17 protein-coding genes are annotated in these 16,155 nt (G+C 65.5%); 13 read left to right on the forward strand and 4 right to left on the reverse strand.

The window, feature by feature from the left end; genetic code table 11:
- Nucleotides 1-100 precede the first annotated feature (100 nt).
- A complete protein-coding gene (locus ACQR0W_RS10665; protein ID WP_315827472.1) occupies nt 101-400 on the reverse strand; it encodes an ArsR/SmtB family transcription factor in 300 nt (99 codons plus the stop codon).
- Nucleotides 401-520: 120 nt separating this feature from the next.
- Here ACQR0W_RS10665 and ACQR0W_RS10670 point away from each other — a divergent pair, with 120 nt between their 5' ends.
- From ACQR0W_RS10670 to ACQR0W_RS10690, 5 genes are all read left to right on the forward strand, one after another.
- Nucleotides 521-1,807: an NAD(P)/FAD-dependent oxidoreductase gene (locus ACQR0W_RS10670; protein WP_315712541.1), complete on the forward strand. Its 1,287-nt coding sequence runs from the start codon at nt 521-523 to the stop codon at nt 1,805-1,807.
- Complete coding sequence (trxC, locus tag ACQR0W_RS10675) at nt 1,804-2,244, forward strand: thioredoxin TrxC (protein WP_315712540.1); 441 nt, start codon at nt 1,804-1,806, stop codon at nt 2,242-2,244. Before ACQR0W_RS10670 ends, trxC begins: the two co-directional genes overlap by 4 nt.
- 61 nt (nt 2,245-2,305) lie before the next feature.
- A complete protein-coding gene (locus ACQR0W_RS10680; RefSeq protein ID WP_315827454.1) occupies nt 2,306-2,509 on the forward strand; it encodes a YgaP family membrane protein in 204 nt (67 codons plus the stop codon).
- Between the two features lie 37 nt (nt 2,510-2,546).
- Nucleotides 2,547-3,992: a cytochrome c oxidase accessory protein CcoG gene (gene ccoG / locus ACQR0W_RS10685; protein ID WP_315712537.1), complete on the forward strand. Its 1,446-nt coding sequence runs from the start codon at nt 2,547-2,549 to the stop codon at nt 3,990-3,992.
- Between the two features lie 197 nt (nt 3,993-4,189).
- A complete protein-coding gene (locus ACQR0W_RS10690) occupies nt 4,190-4,396 on the forward strand; it encodes a hypothetical protein (protein ID WP_315712536.1) in 207 nt (68 codons plus the stop codon).
- Between the two features lie 22 nt (nt 4,397-4,418).
- On the opposite strand, the gene ACQR0W_RS10695 is transcribed toward ACQR0W_RS10690, so the two are convergent.
- Nucleotides 4,419-5,057 (reverse strand): TetR/AcrR family transcriptional regulator, encoded by a 639-nt coding sequence (locus tag ACQR0W_RS10695; protein ID WP_315712535.1) that lies wholly within the window; start codon nt 5,055-5,057, stop codon nt 4,419-4,421.
- 264 nt (nt 5,058-5,321) lie between these two features.
- Here ACQR0W_RS10695 and ACQR0W_RS10700 point away from each other — a divergent pair, with 264 nt between their 5' ends.
- From ACQR0W_RS10700 to ACQR0W_RS10735, 8 genes are read left to right on the forward strand one after another with little or no spacing between them, the layout of a single operon-like run.
- A complete protein-coding gene (locus tag ACQR0W_RS10700; RefSeq protein WP_316170523.1) occupies nt 5,322-6,182 on the forward strand; it encodes an FAD binding domain-containing protein in 861 nt (286 codons plus the stop codon).
- Nucleotides 6,179-6,712 (forward strand): (2Fe-2S)-binding protein, encoded by a 534-nt coding sequence (locus tag ACQR0W_RS10705; RefSeq protein ID WP_316164653.1) that lies wholly within the window; start codon nt 6,179-6,181, stop codon nt 6,710-6,712. Before ACQR0W_RS10700 ends, ACQR0W_RS10705 begins: the two co-directional genes overlap by 4 nt.
- On the forward strand, nt 6,709-9,084 hold the full coding sequence (locus tag ACQR0W_RS10710; RefSeq protein ID WP_316170375.1) for a xanthine dehydrogenase family protein molybdopterin-binding subunit: 2,376 nt from the start codon (nt 6,709-6,711) through the stop codon (nt 9,082-9,084). The genes ACQR0W_RS10705 and ACQR0W_RS10710 overlap by 4 nt, the downstream gene beginning before the upstream one ends.
- Nucleotides 9,085-9,108: 24 nt before the next feature.
- Nucleotides 9,109-10,359, forward strand: coding sequence for an ABC transporter substrate-binding protein (locus ACQR0W_RS10715; RefSeq protein WP_316170376.1), 1,251 nt, complete (start codon nt 9,109-9,111; stop codon nt 10,357-10,359).
- 10 nt (nt 10,360-10,369) lie between these two features.
- On the forward strand, nt 10,370-11,242 hold the full coding sequence (locus ACQR0W_RS10720) for a branched-chain amino acid ABC transporter permease (RefSeq protein ID WP_315827460.1): 873 nt from the start codon (nt 10,370-10,372) through the stop codon (nt 11,240-11,242).
- Nucleotides 11,242-12,243, forward strand: coding sequence for a branched-chain amino acid ABC transporter permease (locus ACQR0W_RS10725; protein ID WP_315827461.1), 1,002 nt, complete (start codon nt 11,242-11,244; stop codon nt 12,241-12,243). The genes ACQR0W_RS10720 and ACQR0W_RS10725 overlap by 1 nt, the downstream gene beginning before the upstream one ends.
- Nucleotides 12,240-12,995 (forward strand): ABC transporter ATP-binding protein, encoded by a 756-nt coding sequence (locus ACQR0W_RS10730; protein WP_315827462.1) that lies wholly within the window; start codon nt 12,240-12,242, stop codon nt 12,993-12,995. The genes ACQR0W_RS10725 and ACQR0W_RS10730 overlap by 4 nt, the downstream gene beginning before the upstream one ends.
- Entirely contained in the window at nt 12,988-13,707 is a 720-nt protein-coding gene (locus ACQR0W_RS10735; RefSeq protein ID WP_315712527.1) for an ABC transporter ATP-binding protein, read from the forward strand. Before ACQR0W_RS10730 ends, ACQR0W_RS10735 begins: the two co-directional genes overlap by 8 nt.
- Nucleotides 13,708-13,727: 20 nt before the next feature.
- Here ACQR0W_RS10735 and eutC read toward each other — a convergent pair whose 3' ends face one another.
- A complete protein-coding gene (gene eutC, locus ACQR0W_RS10740; RefSeq protein WP_315827463.1) occupies nt 13,728-14,519 on the reverse strand; it encodes an ethanolamine ammonia-lyase subunit EutC in 792 nt (263 codons plus the stop codon).
- On the reverse strand, nt 14,519-15,904 hold the full coding sequence (locus ACQR0W_RS10745; protein ID WP_315827464.1) for an ethanolamine ammonia-lyase subunit EutB: 1,386 nt from the start codon (nt 15,902-15,904) through the stop codon (nt 14,519-14,521). The genes eutC and ACQR0W_RS10745 overlap by 1 nt, the downstream gene beginning before the upstream one ends.
- Nucleotides 15,905-16,155: the final 251 nt, after the last annotated feature.

Genomic DNA, 16,155 nt, shown 5'->3' on the forward strand with positions numbered 1-16,155 from the left:
GATTTGTGAGGTTCGGGCGAGCCGTCCGCAGCCGGCTGCAGACATCTCACCCGGATGGGAGTTCCCGTTTGATATCGGTCAAGATGCCGGTCCGGCATCCTCATAGTCTCGGTGACGGTCTCGGCCCGCAGTACACCTGATAGAGCGTCTTGAGGACCTCGCGGGCCGGATCGCTTGTGATCGAATAGTAGATCGTCTGCCCCTCGCGCCTGGCGGTGACCAGGCCGTCCTTGCGCAGGAGCGCCAGGTGCTGCGACACGGTCGAATCGCGCAGGCCGAGAAACTCGGCGAGTTCTCCGACCGACCGCTCGTCGTCGACCAGCTGGCAGATGATCAGGAGGCGATGGCGGTTCGACAGCGCCTTCAGCAGGTCGCTGGCCTGGTCCGCCGCCGCTTCCATGATGTCAGCGTTAATTTTCATAGTTGCGTATATACAGATATTCGAATATATAGTCAAGGCCGGCGGCGGCGCCGCGGTGACATGAAGCAAGAATGAATCAAGTGCGGATGGAGGATCCCAATGGCGGAAATCGTGGTGATCGGGGCGGGGCTGAGCGGCTCGCTGATGGCTTATGAAATGTTGCCGCAACTGAGGAAGGAGGATCGCGTGACCGTCGTCTCGCAGGGCTCCTCCTATCATTTCGTGCCATCCAACCCCTGGGTGGCCGTGGGCTGGCGCAAGCGCGACGAGATCGAGATCGATCTGGTCGACGTCATGCAGCGCAAGGGCATCCGGCTGCTGACGCAGGGCGCCAAGCGCGTGCATCCGGCCGAGAACCAGGTCGAGCTGACGGACGGCGGCATGGTGGCATACGATTATCTCGTCGTCGCCACCGGTCCCGAACTCGCCTTCGACGAAATCCCGGGGCTTGGACCCGATGGGCATACGCAATCCGTGTGCCACGTCGACCACGCCGCTCATGCCAAGGCGGCCTTTGACAGGCTCGCCGAGAAACCCGGGCCGGTGATCGTCGGTGCGGTACAGGGCGCTTCATGCTTCGGCCCCGCTTACGAATTCCTGTTCATCCTGGAAACCGAGCTGCGCCGGCGCAAGATGCGCGATCAGGTGCCGATGACCTTCGTGACCTCCGAGCCCTATATCGGCCATCTCGGCCTCGACGGCGTCGGCGACACCAAGGGTCTGCTGGAAAGCGAGATGCGCGAAAAGCACATCAAGTGGATCACCAGCGCGCGCGTCACCAAGGTCGAGGATGGCCGCATGTTCGTGGAGGAGGTCGCCGACGACGGCACCGTCCGCAAGACGCACGAGCTACCGTTTGCCTATTCGATGATGCTGCCCGCCTTTCGCGGCGTGGGAGCCGTCCGCGGCATCGACAAGCTCACCAATCCCCGCGGCTTCGTCGTCGTGGACAAGCATCAGCGTAATCCGACCTTCCCCAACGTGTTTGCCATCGGCGTCTGCGTTGCGATTCCGCCGATCGGGCCGACGCCGGTGCCGGTCGGCGTGCCCAAGACCGGCTTCATGATCGAATCGATGGTGACGGCGACGGCCTTGAACATCGGGGCGCTGCTGCGCGGCCAGGAGCCAAAGGCCGAGCCGACCTGGAACGCGATCTGTCTTGCCGATTTCGGCGATTCCGGCGTCGCCTTCCTGGCCCAGCCGCAGATCCCGCCGCGCAACGTCAACTGGTCGTCGAAGGGAGAGTGGGTGCACTATGCCAAGGTCGCCTTCGAGAAGTACTTCCTGCGCAAGATGAGGCGCGGGACGCCCGAGCCGTTCTACGAAAAGTTCCTGCTCGACCGGCTCAACATCGCCAAGATCAAGGAAGTCAGGACCGGCACATGAGCAACGGTTTGCAGATCGTGTGCGGCCATTGCGGGCAGATCAACCGTCTGCCCGCGGACCGGGCGCCGACGCAGGGGAAATGCGGCAAGTGTCATACGCCGCTGTTCAGCGGCCATCCGATCGAGGTCGACCAGGCCGCGTTCGAACGCCATGTCGCGCATAGCAGTCTGCCGCTGCTCGTCGACGTCTGGGCGCCATGGTGCGGCCCGTGCCGCGCGATGGCGCCGATGTTCGCGCGCGCTGCGCAAGAGCTGGAGCCGCGTGTGCAGCTTCTGAAGCTGAACTCGGACGAGGCGCCGGAGGTGTCGGCGCGGCTCGGCATCTCCGGAATTCCGACCATGCTGCTGCTGCAGCAGGGGCGGGAGCTGGCGCGAATCTCGGGTGCGATGGACTCGCAACGAATCGTCGCCTGGACACTGTCCGGCTTGCGGCAGTAGCCGTACGGCCGGGCCGGCACTTGCTTGATTACGCTCAAATGCAACCATGAAGGAGTATGTCATGAACGTCGACAAAGCAGTTCTCACCTTCGCGGGCGTCGTCGTCCTGCTCAGCCTGACGCTGGGCTGGTACGTCAGTCCCTACTGGTTCTTGCTGGCGGCCTTTGCGGGCGTGAACATGATCCAGGCCTCGTTCACGGGCTTCTGCCCGGCGGCGATCGTCTTCAAGAAGCTGGGGCTCAAAAGCGGCAACGCGTTCTCCTGAATCGGTCGGAAGGACGGCAAGATGAAGCGGGGATATCATGGCTGACTCGGACGAAACCTATATCGTCGGGCCGCTCTACAAGGCGCGCGACAAGGTCTATCCGGCGGCCGTGCACGGCCGCTTCCGGCGCATCAAGTGGACGATCCTGTGCATCACGCTCGGCATCTACTACCTGCTGCCCTTCGTCCGCTGGGATCGCGGACCCGGCATGCCGAACCAGGCGGTGCTGGTCGATTTCCCGCATCGCCGGTTCTACTTCTTCTTCATCGAGCTGTGGCCGCAGGAGGTCTACTACTTCACCGGCCTGCTCATCATCGCGGCGGTCGCCCTGTTCCTGATGAACGCGGTCGCCGGCCGGCTGTGGTGCGGCTATCTCTGTCCGCAGACGGTGTGGACCGACCTGTTCTACGCCGTCGAGCGCTGGGCCGAGGGCGACCGCCGTGAGCGCATGCTCAGCGACAAGCGCGGCTGGACCTTCACCCACATCCGCCAGGCCGCGCTGAAGCATTTCCTCTGGATCATGATCGGCTGGTGGACCGGTGGCGCCTGGGTGCTGTATTTCGACGATGCGCCGACCCTGGTGAAGGACCTCGCCACCTTCCAGGCGCCGTTCACCGCCTATCTCTGGATCGGCATCCTGACGGCGACGACTTATGTGTTCGCCGGCCACGCTCGCGAGCAGGTCTGCATCTACATGTGCCCGTGGCCGCGCATCCAGGCGGCGCTGACCGACGAGTGGGCGCTCAACGTCACCTACAAGGGCGACCGCGGCGAGCCGCGCATGTCGGTCAAGAAGGCGGAAGCTGCACGGCTGCAGGGCGCACCCGCCGGGGATTGCATCGACTGCCATCAATGCGTCAACGTCTGCCCGACCGGCGTCGACATCCGCCACGGCATCCAGCTCGGCTGCATCCAGTGCAGCCTGTGCATCGATGCCTGCGACAGCGTGATGACCCAGATCGGCCGTCCGACGGGCCTCATCGGTTACGACACCGACATCAACGTCCAGCGCCGCAAGGAAGGCAAGCCCGAGATCTACCGGATCATCCGACCGCGCACGATCATCTATGCGACCTTCATCGCGATCGTCGGCGGGATCATGCTGTACTCGCTGGTGACGCGCGGCACGATGGGCATCAACGTGCTGCATGAACGTAACCCGCTGTTCGTGCAGTTGTCGGATGGCGGCGTCCGCAACGACTACACGGTTCGTCTGCTCAACAAGCGCGGGCCGCGCGACTTCGTGCTGGACGTCGTGGGGCTTCCGAACGCCAAGGTGACGGTGGCCGGCGAAACGCGCGAGCAGGACGGTCGTATGGTGATCGACGTCGGCCAGGATCAGACCCGCGAGATCCGCATGTCGATCGAGGCCAAGGGGGCCGACCTTCCCTCGGCGCCGGTGGACATCGAGATCAAGATCACGGATCCGGCGACCGGGACGTCGGTCAGCAAGCGCGATCACTTCGTTCCGGGGACACGATAGAGCAGCGTCGTTCGATCGCCGACTGTAAGGCGTCGGCGACATTCTGTCGGCTCATCGGGATTGATCGAGGGAGGAGCAGGTCGCTCCTCCCTCGATTGCTGAGTCCGGTTGTTCCAAATCAATGCCGGCTCGAAGCCGCAGGCAGAGCATTCTCGCGTCAAGGGATCGGAAGCTTTCCTACTGACGGAGAAAGACAGATGTTCAAGGTCGCAATTCTCATCTGGGTCATGCTGGGCACGGTGCTGGCAGGCAGCGCGGTGACGGCATTGTTGACGGTGCAGGGGCTGGTCGCGAGTCCGATGAAAGACCTGCCGTTGGCGGCGCTGGTCGGATTCGTCGTCGCCATGCCGCTATCCTATCTCGTCGCCGCGAAGATCAAGGGCGGGCGCGGCCGGACGGCGTGACGGTCATCGACGACGGGCCGGATCATCGTGCTGGTCCGGCCTGATCGTCGCGCAGGAGCCGAGGGAGCGCCAGCTTGGCGCCGTCCATGAAGAGGTCGATCGCATCACGCACGGTCTGCTCGAGATCTGATGGAACCGGTGTCTCGTAGATGAACTTTCGGATCGCGAGATAGAAGATGCGTCCGTGCAGTCCCCAGAACATCTCCGTCTCGCGGCTGCCGAGAGGGCAGGTGGCGGCGTCTGGCAGCTGCAGTTCATGCCGCAGCTCGATCGCGGCAGGCTCGATGATCTCGTGCCGGACGAGGTCGAGATAGCGGCCGGTGATGCCGAACGACTTCATGCCGGAGAACACGAAGATCCGCACCCAGTTGTATTCGAACACGCGTGCCACGTAGTCGAGATAGAAGCCGGTCAGTCGCGCCTTGAGTGGAAGGCTGCGATCGCGGACCAGCGGGCCCCAGTCCTGCGACCAGCGGCTGAGATAGACCTCCTGATAGACGCGCTCGATCAGGGCTTCCTTGCTGGGGAAGTGCCGGTAGATCACCGAATGCGCGATGCCCATGCGCTTGGCGAGCTCTCGCGTCTGGCCTTCGAAGCCGCGCTCGGCGAAAAAGCGGATCGCTTCATCCACGATCACGCGCTCGCGGTCGGCTGCGCGCATGTTGCGGCGCCTCGCCTGAGGACGGTTCTCGGACCTGCGCGGGCGTCCATCAACTCGGCCTGTTGTCTCAGCGCTCGCTGTCTTCGGGGTCCTAGCCATGGTCTCTATCGATTGCGGCGACAGCCTGCTTGATAGCCGAAAGCTGATTTGTGACCAATCGTTCGTTTCTGGTTGACCGCGGTGCCGCTGCGTGCAACTCTTTTGAGACCAGATGGTCACAAATTTGGGAATCCGGGCTGGCGAGCCCTGGCGGTGAGGAAACGGATGAAAGCGAGGGCTTTCAGCTATTTTCGTGCACACACGATCGGCGAGGCGCTCGAAGCTCATGCGGGCGCCGGCGACGATGTGCGTTTCATTGCTGGTGGTCAGAGCCTGGTTCCGGCGCTGGCGTTGCGTCTTCAGGCCCCGCGAATTCTGATCGATATCAACCACATTGCAGAGCTGCGCGGCATCACGCGGGACGGCGAATGGTTGCGGATCGGCGCCTTGACCCGGCACTGCGAGATGCTGACCGATCCGCTGATCGCTGAGTTTGCGCCGCTGTTGCGCGCCGCAGCCCCGTTCGTTGCGCATCCTGCCATCCGCAATCGCGGGACCTTTGGCGGCAGTGTCGCGCTGGCCGACCCAGCCTCCGAGTTTCCGGCGATGGTGCTGGCGCTCGACGCCGAGATTGAGATTGCCGGCGCGTCCGGCCGGCGCCGCGTCAAAGCCGATGACTTCTTCACCGATCTTTTCGAGACGGCGATCGCGCCCGGCGAGATCCTCGTCGCGGTTCATGTTCCTCTCTTCCAAGCCGGCCAGCGCATTGCGTTCGATGAGCTGGCCCGCCGGCGCGGCGACTATGCACTGGTCGGTTGCGGCCTGCTCGCGACCTGCCAGGGCGATCTGATCGAGCGCATAGGCATTTCATTCTTTTCGGTCGGCGACGTCCCGACCCGTGCGAGGCATGCGGAGACAGCGCTCACCGGCAACCGGATCGATGCTGCACGGATTGCGGCGGCGCAGGCTGCGCTCGACGCCGATCTCGCGCCCGCTGACAGCGACGATGTTCCGGCGGCGATGCGTCTGCATCTGGCGCGCGTTCTGCTCGGCCGGCTGCTGGGACGGATCGGAGAAGCCGCATGAGCCCGCCGGTCGACATCGAGACCGAGGAGCAGGTCCGCATTCGCCTCATCGTCAACGGCCGCAAGGTGGCGTGTGACGTCGCGCCTCGCGACACGCTGGTGGATTGTCTTCGCCAGCAGCTCGAGCTGACCGGCACGCATGCCGGTTGCGAGATGGGGGCCTGCGGCGCCTGCCTGGTTCAGCTCGACGGCGCTGCCGTGCATGGCTGCCTGATGTTCGCCGTGCAGGCCGATGGCGCGCGGATCGATACGATCGAGGGGCTCTCGGAGAGCGGCGTGATCGCCGACCTGCAAGCCGAGTTTCATCGGCGCAATGCGCTGCAATGCGGGTTCTGCACGCCGGGCATGCTGATCACCGCTCATGAGCTGCTGACCCACGTGGCACGGCCGAGTCGCGAGACCATTCGCGACGCGCTCTCGGGCAATTTCTGCCGCTGCACCGGATATGAAGCGATCGTCGACGCCATCGCCGCGGTCGCCGCGGCACGGGCAGCAACGGCATCGCAGGGCGCGGAGGGCTCGTCGCCATGAGCCCGCCGCTGACGTCGCTGGACCGCCCGAATTCCTATATCGGCCGCTCCGTGCCGCGACCGAATGCGAAGCGACTGCTCGCCGGACGCGGGCGCTATGTGACGGACATTCGCCTGCCGCGCATGCTGTATGCCGCCTTCCTGCGCACCCCGTATGCTCATGCACGGATCACCGGCATCGAGGTCGATGCGGCGCGGGCGCTTGCGGGCGTGCATCTGGTTGCGACCGGCGCCGATCTGGCGAAGATCTGCACACCGTGGACCGGGACGCTCGATCATTTCAAGGGCATGACGTCCGAGCCGCAGCTGCCGTTGCCATTGGATCGCGTCGTCTGGGCTGGGCAGGCCGTGATTGCCGTGGTCGCCGAGAGCAGGGCGATCGCGGAGGATGCGCTGGAGCTGATCTCGGTCGACTACGAGGAGCTGCCGGCGGTGGTCGATCTCGACGCCGCGCGTCGGCCGGGGATGCCGCTGGTCAATCCGGTTGCGGCGTCCAACATCTGTTTCCGCACGCAGCTCGACAGCGGCCGCGTCGATGAGGCCTTCGCGTCGGCCGCGCATGTGATCGAGGAAGAATTCAGCTTCGGCCGTCATACCCCGGTCACGCTCGAGCCGCGGGCCATCGTCGCGGACTATGATTCCGAGAGCGGCGCGCTGACGGTGCACCACGCCACGCAGACGCCCTACCAGTTCCAGGATCTGTACGCTCGCCACTACGGCATCCCGGAAGCCAGCGTGCGCGTGATCGCGCCCGATGTCGGCGGGTCGTTCGGCATGAAGCTGCATGTCTACCACGAGGACATGGCGGTTGTCGGGCTGTCGATCCTGCTCGGGCGCCCGGTCAAATACGTCGCCGATCGCATCGAGTCCTTCGTATCGGATATTCATGCCCGCGATCACCGCGTCCGCGCGCGCATGGCCGTCGACGCCGACGGCAAGATCCTTGCCATGGACGTCCACGATGCCACGGCGATCGGCGCGTTCTCGACCTATCCGCGCACCAGCGTCGTCGAAGGCAATCAGGTCATCCGCCTGATCGGTGCGCCGTATGATTTCAAATCCTACCGCGCCGCGCTCGAGGTCGTGTTCCAGAACAAGGTGCAGACCAGCCAGTATCGCGCGGTTGGACATCCCATCGCCTGCGCGGTCACCGAGCGCATGGTGGATCTCGCCGCTGCCCGTGTCGGGCTCGATCCATTCGCGATGCGCGCCAGGAACGTGATTGTCGACAGCGCCTATCCGACGGCATCGCCGACCGGCTACAGGTTCGAGGCGCTGTCGCACGAAGTCTGCCTGCGGCGGCTGCGCGGGATCATGGACTATGACGCGCTCCGCGCCGAGCAGGCCGAGCTGCACCGGCGCGGCATCTATCGCGGCATCGGCATTGCGACCTTCGTCGAGATCACCAATCCGAGCCCGGCCTTCTACGGCGTCGGCGGCGCGCGGATCTCCTCGCAGGACGGCGCGACCGTCAGCCTGACGCCGTCGGGCGAGGTGCGCTGCGCGATCTCCGTGACGGAGCAGGGACAGGGCACCGAGGCGATCATCGGCCAGATCGTCGCCGACCAGCTCGGCCTCGCCCAGGAGCACGTCAAGATCATCACCGGCGATACCGAGGTCACGCCACATGGTGGTGCGACCTGGGCCTGCCGCGGTGCGGGCATCGGTGGCGAAACGGCACTGCAGGCCGCGCGGAAGCTCAAGGCGAACATTCTGGAGATTGCCGCGCTGGTGCTGCAGGAGCAGCCCGCCGCGCTCGACGTCGTCGACGGCCAGATCACCTCTGTCGCGACGGGGCAGCCGCGTATCCCAGTCGCCGAGATCGCGCGCATCGCCTATTTCCGGTCCGACACCTTGCCACCGGGCACTCAGGCGCAGCTGACTGTCAGCCATCATTTCGCGCCCCAGGGCTACCCCTTTGCCTTCACCAACGGCATCCAGGGCTGCTACCTCGAAGTCGATGTCGAGACCGGCTTCATCAAGCTGCTGAAGCACTATGTCGTCGAGGATTGCGGCCGGATCATCAACCCGATGCTGGTCGACGAGCAGTTGCGCGGCGGTGTCGTGCAGGGTCTTGGCGCTGCGCTGTTCGAGGAGTGCCGTTACGGTGAGACCGGCCAGTTGCTCAACGGGTCGATGGCCGACTATCTGGTGCCGATGGCGATGGAGATGCCAGACATTACCATCGATCACGTCGAGACGCCGACGGCGGACACCATTCTCGGCGCAAAGGGCTGCGGTGAGGCTGGCACCGCGGCCGCGTCGGCCTGTGTGCTGAATGCGGTCAATGATGCGCTGATGCCCTTCGGCGCTTCCATCAACACCATTCCCATCACGCCTGCGCGCGTGCTCAAGGCGCTCAACCGGTTCTAAGAAAAACGAATGAGGGAGGAGATCATGCCAAACTACGAGACGAAGTTGCGACGCGCAGGAATATCCCGCCGCACGGCGCTGATGGGGATGTCGGCAGGTGTCGCCACGCTCGCGATGCCGCGCCTGGGGCGTGCCGCCGATGACACCATCCGCATCGGCTTTCCGACGCCGCTGACCGGTCCGTTCGCCGCCGAGGCGCGTGACCAGGTCAAGTGCGCCGAACTCGCCGTCAAGCTGGTCAACGACAAAGGCGGCGTCGCCGGCCGCAAGGTCGAGCTGCTTGTGCGCGACGACAAGCTCAACGCCGGCGAGGCGGCGACGCGGACGCTCGAGCTGATCGAGAAGGACAAGGTGCACGCTATCGTCGGCGCGCTCTCCAGCGCCGTCCAGCTTGCCGTCAACGAGGTGACGCGCGCTCGCGGCGTGATCTACGTGTCGATCAGCCAGTCCGACACCATCAACGAGGTCAAGGATTTCAGCAAATACACCTTCCACGAGGCGCTGAACCCGCACATGACCACGGCGGCCGTGGCCCGCCAGACCATCAAGAAGGGCATGAAGGTCGCCCATCTCGTGGCCGACTATGCCTATGGCCATGAGATGCTGCGCGGCTTCAAGCGGGCGCAGACGGCGATCGGTGCCGAGAGCGTCGGCGAGATCCTGCATCCGTTCGGTGCAGCCGACTATTCGACCTTCATGCCGCGGCTGATGTCGCTGCGGCCGGACGTGCTGTGCATCAGCAATTTCGGCCGCGACCAGGCCAACGCGATCAAGCAGGCGGTGGATTTCGGCATCAAGCAGCAGATGAAGATCGTGGTGCCGGTGATCCTGCACAATCAGCGCCTCGCCGTCGGGCCCGACGTGTTCGAGGGCGTCGTCGGCGGCGCCAACTATTATTGGGGTCTTGAGACACAGAACAAGACCGCGGCCGAGTTCAACAAGGCGTTCCGGGCCGCCAATGGCGGCGCGATCCCGACCGACTACGGCGCCTATGGCTACTCCGGCGTCGGCTCGCTGCTGCAGGCGATGCAGGCCGCCGGTGGCACCGACACCGATAAGGTCATCGCGGTGCTGGAGGGGCTGCAATACGATCTGACCAAGGGCCCGCAGCATTACCGCAAATGCGACCACCAGTCGGTGCAGTCGGTGCTTGTGCTGGAATCCAAGAAGAAGTCGGCGATGGCGAGCGAGAACGACCTGTTCGCGATCGTGGCCAGCGATCCCGGGGCGGACGAGATGCTGCGCAGCTGCGGCGAACTCGGCCACGCCACCTGATCCTGATCGCATGGACCTCTCGCTGATCATCATGCAGCTGTTTTCCGGCATCGCCCTTGGGGCGGTGCTGGTGATCACTGCGCTCGGCCTCACCATCGTGTTCGGCATGCTCGGCGTGGTCAATTTCGCCCATGGGGCGCTGTTCATGATCGGGGCCTATGCCGGTCTGTATCTGGCATCGCTGACCGGCAGCTTCTGGTGGGGCTTGCTGCTCGCCCCAATTCTGGTCGGCGCGTTCGGCATGCTGATCGAATTCGTCCTGGTCCGGCGCCTGTATGGCCGGTCGATCGATGATCCATTGCTGCTCACCTTCGGTCTCAGCTACATCCTGGTCGAGGGGGTGCGCATCGTGTTCGGCAGCGACGGCATTCCGTTTCCGACACCGTCCCAATTGATCGGCGTCGTCGATCTCGGCGTCGGCTTCTTCCCCAAATATCGTCTGTTCGTGATCGCGCTGGTCGCCGTTGTGCTGCTGGTGCTCTGGCTGATGCTGGAGAAGACCCGGGTCGGCCTGATCGTGCGGGCCGGCGCCCGTGATCCCCTGATCATGCGGGTGCTCGGGGTCGACATCGGCAAGGTGTGGCTCGCGATCTTCGGCCTCGGCGTCGGCCTTGCCGCGCTCGGCGGGGTGCTGGCGGGACCCATGCGCAGCGTCAATCCCGAGATGGGAACGCTGGTGCTGGCCGAGGCCTTCGTCGTCACCGTGATCGGCGGCCTCGGCTCGATCGTCGGCGCCGTGGTCGCGGGGCTGATGGTCGGCATCTGCATCAGCATGGTCGCGTTGTTTGCGCCCGAGATGGCGACGATCGTGATGTTCGCGCTCATGGCCGCGGTCCTGCTGATCCGGCCACAGGGTCTGTTCGGCCTCAAGGGGAGAACGTGATGACGGTGCATTCGACCGGCGAAGCACCGCCGCTTCCTCAGGCGCAGCGCCTCTTTACGCTTCTCGCGGATCACCGCGTGCTGGTTTCGCTGGTCGCACTGGCGCTGCTGCCCTGGCTGCTGCCGTCGAAGGCGCTCGCCGTGAACGTCCTGATCTATGGCGTCGTGGTGATGGGCTACAATCTGCTGTTCGGCTACACCGGGCTGCTGTCGTTCGGCCACGCCGCCTTCTTCGGCACCGGCGCGTATCTGACCGGCATCGCCATCGGCCGCTGGGGCCTGCCGTGGTTTGCCGCAGTGCCGCTGGCGATCGCGGCGAGCATGGCGCTCGCCGCATTGATCGGAACGATCTCGACGCGCACCCGCGGCATCTATTTCTCCATGGTCACGCTCGCGCTGGCGCAACTCGTCTACTACGTGGCGCTGCAGGCCTCCTCCTTCACCGGCGGCGAGAACGGGCTGCGTGGCTTCACGGTCGACCACATCGGTCTGTTCGGCGCGCAGATCAACTTCCTCGATCCCGTGAACAAATATTACGTGCTGATGGTGCTCGCGGCGATCGCGATCTGGGTGCAGTCGCGCATCCTCAACTCGCCATTCGGCGCGGTCATCGAGGCGATCCGCGAGAACGAGCAGCGCGCGCGGGCCTGCGGCTACGACGTCGAGCGCTGCAAGCTGATCGTGTTCATGCTGTCGGGCGCCATCTCCGCCGTCGGCGGCTGCATGTCGGCTCTGCATTTGTCCATCGTTCCGCTCGACATCCTGCACTACCAGACCTCCGGCATGATCGTGATGATGGTGCTGCTCGGTGGCGCACGCAGCTTCTTCGGGCCGTTCGTCGGGGCCGCGGTCTTCCTGATCCTGGAGGACGTCGTGTCATTGTGGACGCCGCACTGGCAGATCGTGGTCGGCGCCATCTTCGTGGTGTTCGTGCTGTTCCTGCCCAAGGGCATCTGGGGCACGTTCCTCGATGTGCTGCCGATCGCGAGGCAACGCCGATGAGCACCGAGCTGCTGCGCGCCGACGGGATCGGCCGTCGTTTCGGCGGCTTCGTCGCGCTGGAAGGGATCTCGGTCGCGTTCGCGGTCGGTGAGCTGACCTCGATCATCGGCCCGAACGGGGCAGGCAAGAGCACCTTCTTCAACATTCTCTCCGGCACGCTGTCGCCGAGCAGCGGCACCTTGCGGTTCAAGGGCCGCGAGCTGAACGGCCTGCCACAGCATCGCTTCGTGCATCAGGGCATCTCGCGCTCGTACCAGATCACCAACATCTTTCCCGATCTGTCGGTGCACGAGAATGTCCGGGTCGCCGCCCAGGCGATGCGGGTAAGCTACGACATCTGGCGCAAGCGCGCCGATCTTGCCGAACTCGGCGAACGCGCCGATGCGGCCCTGATGGCTGTCGGCCTGATCGGCAGGCGCGGCGAGCTCGCGAAGTATCTCGCCCATGGCCAGCAGCGCGCGCTGGATATCGCCATTGCGCTGGTCTCCGAACCGGAGCTTCTGCTGCTCGATGAGCCGACCGCGGGCATGGGGCCGGAGGAGACCAAGGAGATGGTGGCGCTGCTGGAGCGGCTGGCGGAGAAGCGCACGGTGCTGCTGGTCGAGCACAAGATGAAGATGGTGCTCGGCCTGAGCCAGCGGGTGCTGGTGCTGCATCACGGCCGGCTGCTCGCCGATGGTCGTGCTGAGGACATCCGATCCAACCCCGACGTGCGCCGGGTCTATCTGGGACAGAGTGAAGGCTATGGCTGAGACCGCGTTGCTCGAGCTCGACGGCCTCCAGGCCTGGTATGGCGCCAGCCACGTCCTGCACGGCATCTCGCTGCGCGTGAGCGAGGGCGAGGTGGTCGCGCTCGTCGGCCGCAACGGCGCCGGCAAGACCACGACGTTGCGCACCGTCATGGGGCTGATGCCGCGGGCCGCGGGGCGCGTGCGCTTTGCCGGCCATGATCTGCTGCCGCTTGCGGCCCACAAGCGCTTTCATCTCGGGCTCGCTTATGTTCCGGAGGAGCGCCGCATCGTGCCGGGCCTGTCGGTGCGCGAGAACCTGCGGCTCGGGCTGGTCGCCGCCAGCGCCGATATCGAGGAGCGCGCGGCGTTCGCCGAGGTTGCGGAGACCTTTCCACGATTGAACGAGCGGCTGGATCAGGAGGGCGTCACGCTGTCGGGTGGCGAGCAGCAGATGCTGGCGATCGCGCGGGCCTTGATCGCGCGGCCGCGCATGGTTCTGCTCGACGAGCCGTCGGAAGGCATCATGCCGGTGCTCGTCGAAGAGATGGGCGTGCTGTTCCGGCGGCTGCGCGACCAGGGCAAGACGCTGCTCCTGGTCGAGCAGAACGTCGAATGGGCGCTGCGGCTCGCCGATCGCGCCGTCATCATCGACCAGGGCGAGGTCGTGCATGAGAGCAGCGCCGCGGCGCTGCTGGCCGACAAGGACATCCAGGACCGCTATTGCGCGGTATGACGTCTCGCACCGCCCCGGCATCATGACGCGCCATCACCGTCCGGTGCGGGGAGTTGCGGCAGCCGGGCGAGGCTGACGCCGGCGGCCTGGTGGAGGAACATGCGCTGGATCAGTTCGGCCGCCTGGCTCGCCGCATCCGCCGGTGCGAGGCCGCCCTGGCGGACGTTGGAAATGCAGTTGCGTTCGGCATCGACGCGGCCCCGGCGCGGCATCCAGGTGAGATAGAGGCCGAGGGAATCGGCCGCGCTCAGGCCCGGGCGCTCGCCGATCAAGATGATCGAGGCCGACGCGCCGAACAGCTCGCCAACATGATCGGCGAGCCCGACGCGGCCCTGCGAAGCAACGATCACCGGCGACAGCCGTCTGCCGGTTGCAGCCAGGCGCGGCATCAACATGTCGAGCACGGGCAGGGCGTTGACCTGGACCGCGCGGCTGCTCAGGCCATCAGCCACCACCAGCGTGATGTCTGCCGGCGCGCGCGGCTCGGACAACAGCGCTTCCGACGCCGACGACAGCAGGCGCCCTGCATCGGGACGCTGCAGATAGGTGGCGCGATCGGCGGCGCGGCTGTGCACGGCAAGGGCCGGCCAGCCATGCGCGGTCGCCTCGGCGGCAAAGCGCTCGGCGTCGAACGGCTTCAGCACGGCATCGCGCGCTTCGGCGTGGGCAGCCTGGAAGGCGAGATGTGCCGATGTCGGCAGGCCAGGACCGCAGCGTCCCAACGCGATCCGCGCTTCGGTATAGCGTGACAGCCAGCGCCAATCGTCCGATGACGACGTTGCCGGCGAGTTGCTCTCGTCGGAGCCGCCCATCACTTGGCCTCCAGCAGCGGCAGCGCCGGCATCAGCCGCGCCGGCTCGAAGCGCAGCTCGCCTTTGGCATCGCTGAGGCCGGTGGCCGCGAGCCAGGCCTCGAACTCCGGCGCCGCGCGCTTGCCGAGCACCTTGCGCACATAGAGCGCGTCATGGAACGAGGTGCTTTGATAGTTCAGCATGATGTCGTCGGCGCCCGGCACACCCATGATGTAGGTGCAGCCGGCGACGCCAAGCAGGGTCAGCAGCGCATCCATGTCGTCCTGGTCGGCTTCTGCGTGGTTGGTGTAGCAGACGTCGCAGCCCATCGGCAGCCCCAGCAGCTTGCCGCAGAAATGATCCTCCAGGCCCGCGCGTATGATCTGCTTTCCGTCGTAGAGATATTCCGGACCGATGAATCCGACCACGGTGTTCACGAGCAGCGGCCGATAGCGCCGCGCGACCGCGTAGCAGCGTGCTTCCAAGGTCTGCTGGTCGACGCCGCAATGGCCGCCGGAGGAGAGCTCGCTGCCCTGTCCGGTCTCGAAATACATCACGTTGCCCCCGACGGGGCAGCGCTGCAGGCCTTCGGCCGCGGCGAGCGCCTCGTCGAGCAGCGACAGCGTGATGCCGAAGCCGCGATTGGCCTCCTCGCTGCCGGCCAGGGACTGGAACACGAGATCGACCGGCGCGCGGCGCTCGATCGCCTTCAGCGCCGTCGTGACATGCGCGAGCACGCAGGACTGGATCGGCGCATCGGAGGCGAGCCGCAAGGTCTCGATCAAGTCGAGCAGCCGTACCATGGTGTCGAGGTCGTCGCTCGCTGGGTTGATGCCGATGGTGGCATCGCCGACGCCGTACATCAGCCCGTCGAGGATCGAGGCTGCCACGCCCTTGGGATCGTCCAGCGGATGGTTGGGCTGCAGCCGCGTCGACATCCGTCCCGGCAGGCCGATGGTGCAGCGGAAGCGGGTGACCACCTGACATTTCGCCGCGACCGTCACCAGGTCCTGCAGCCGCATGATCTTGCAGACCGCAGCAACCATCTCCGGCGTCAGCCCTGGCGATACGCCGCTGAGTGCATCTGCGTCGGCCGCATCCGACAGCAGCCATTCGCGGAAGGCGCCGACCGTGAGGCTTGCGACGGGAGCGAACGCCTTGCCGTCATGCTGGTCGACGATCAGCCGCGTGACCTCGTCGCTCTCGTAGGGGATGACGGCCTCGTTGAGGAAATGGCGCAGCGGCAGCTCGGCGAGCGCCATCCGTGCCGCCACGCGTTCGGCGGCATCCTCCGCGGCGAGGCCCGCCAGCACGTCGCCCGAGCGCAACGGCGTTGCCTTCGCAAGCAAGGTTCTGAGGTCGTCGAACCGATAGCGCGTACCGCCCAGCGTGTGTGAAAAACCCATTGGCGTTCTCCTTCAATGTTCCTCGTGGTCAGCCATGCCTGCCGGATCCGGCCGATGGATCGCCATCACGGGAAAGACGGGGAGGAACATCATTCGAAGACCTTGTTCTCGGGTTCGTCCAGCGCATCATCTTGCACGATATATGTCGGCATCAGATGACCATTTTCTGCGGCGGGGGCGCTTGATGTCCACCCGGGTTGCGTCGGCCGCGCCGTTGGCTAAGGTCGCATGGCATACGAGGCAAGCAACCG

This window comes from Bradyrhizobium sp. HKCCYLRH1034 (assembly GCF_051168375.1).
Lineage (GTDB): Bacteria > Pseudomonadota > Alphaproteobacteria > Rhizobiales > Xanthobacteraceae > Bradyrhizobium.

Coding starts and splice junctions, on each gene's coding strand:
- ACQR0W_RS10665 (WP_315827472.1), bottom strand. CDS start 400: ATGGAAGCGGCGGCGGACCAGGCCAGCGACCTGCTGAAGGCGCTGTCG.
- ACQR0W_RS10670 (WP_315712541.1), top strand. CDS start 521: ATGGCGGAAATCGTGGTGATCGGGGCGGGGCTGAGCGGCTCGCTGATG.
- trxC (WP_315712540.1), top strand. CDS start 1,804: ATGAGCAACGGTTTGCAGATCGTGTGCGGCCATTGCGGGCAGATCAAC.
- ACQR0W_RS10680 (WP_315827454.1), top strand. CDS start 2,306: ATGAACGTCGACAAAGCAGTTCTCACCTTCGCGGGCGTCGTCGTCCTG.
- ccoG (WP_315712537.1), top strand. CDS start 2,547: ATGGCTGACTCGGACGAAACCTATATCGTCGGGCCGCTCTACAAGGCG.
- ACQR0W_RS10690 (WP_315712536.1), top strand. CDS start 4,190: ATGTTCAAGGTCGCAATTCTCATCTGGGTCATGCTGGGCACGGTGCTG.
- ACQR0W_RS10695 (WP_315712535.1), bottom strand. CDS start 5,057: ATGCGCGCAGCCGACCGCGAGCGCGTGATCGTGGATGAAGCGATCCGC.
- ACQR0W_RS10700 (WP_316170523.1), top strand. CDS start 5,322: ATGAAAGCGAGGGCTTTCAGCTATTTTCGTGCACACACGATCGGCGAG.
- ACQR0W_RS10705 (WP_316164653.1), top strand. CDS start 6,179: ATGAGCCCGCCGGTCGACATCGAGACCGAGGAGCAGGTCCGCATTCGC.
- ACQR0W_RS10710 (WP_316170375.1), top strand. CDS start 6,709: ATGAGCCCGCCGCTGACGTCGCTGGACCGCCCGAATTCCTATATCGGC.
- ACQR0W_RS10715 (WP_316170376.1), top strand. CDS start 9,109: ATGCCAAACTACGAGACGAAGTTGCGACGCGCAGGAATATCCCGCCGC.
- ACQR0W_RS10720 (WP_315827460.1), top strand. CDS start 10,370: ATGGACCTCTCGCTGATCATCATGCAGCTGTTTTCCGGCATCGCCCTT.
- ACQR0W_RS10725 (WP_315827461.1), top strand. CDS start 11,242: ATGACGGTGCATTCGACCGGCGAAGCACCGCCGCTTCCTCAGGCGCAG.
- ACQR0W_RS10730 (WP_315827462.1), top strand. CDS start 12,240: ATGAGCACCGAGCTGCTGCGCGCCGACGGGATCGGCCGTCGTTTCGGC.
- ACQR0W_RS10735 (WP_315712527.1), top strand. CDS start 12,988: ATGGCTGAGACCGCGTTGCTCGAGCTCGACGGCCTCCAGGCCTGGTAT.
- eutC (WP_315827463.1), bottom strand. CDS start 14,519: ATGGGCGGCTCCGACGAGAGCAACTCGCCGGCAACGTCGTCATCGGAC.
- ACQR0W_RS10745 (WP_315827464.1), bottom strand. CDS start 15,904: ATGGGTTTTTCACACACGCTGGGCGGTACGCGCTATCGGTTCGACGAC.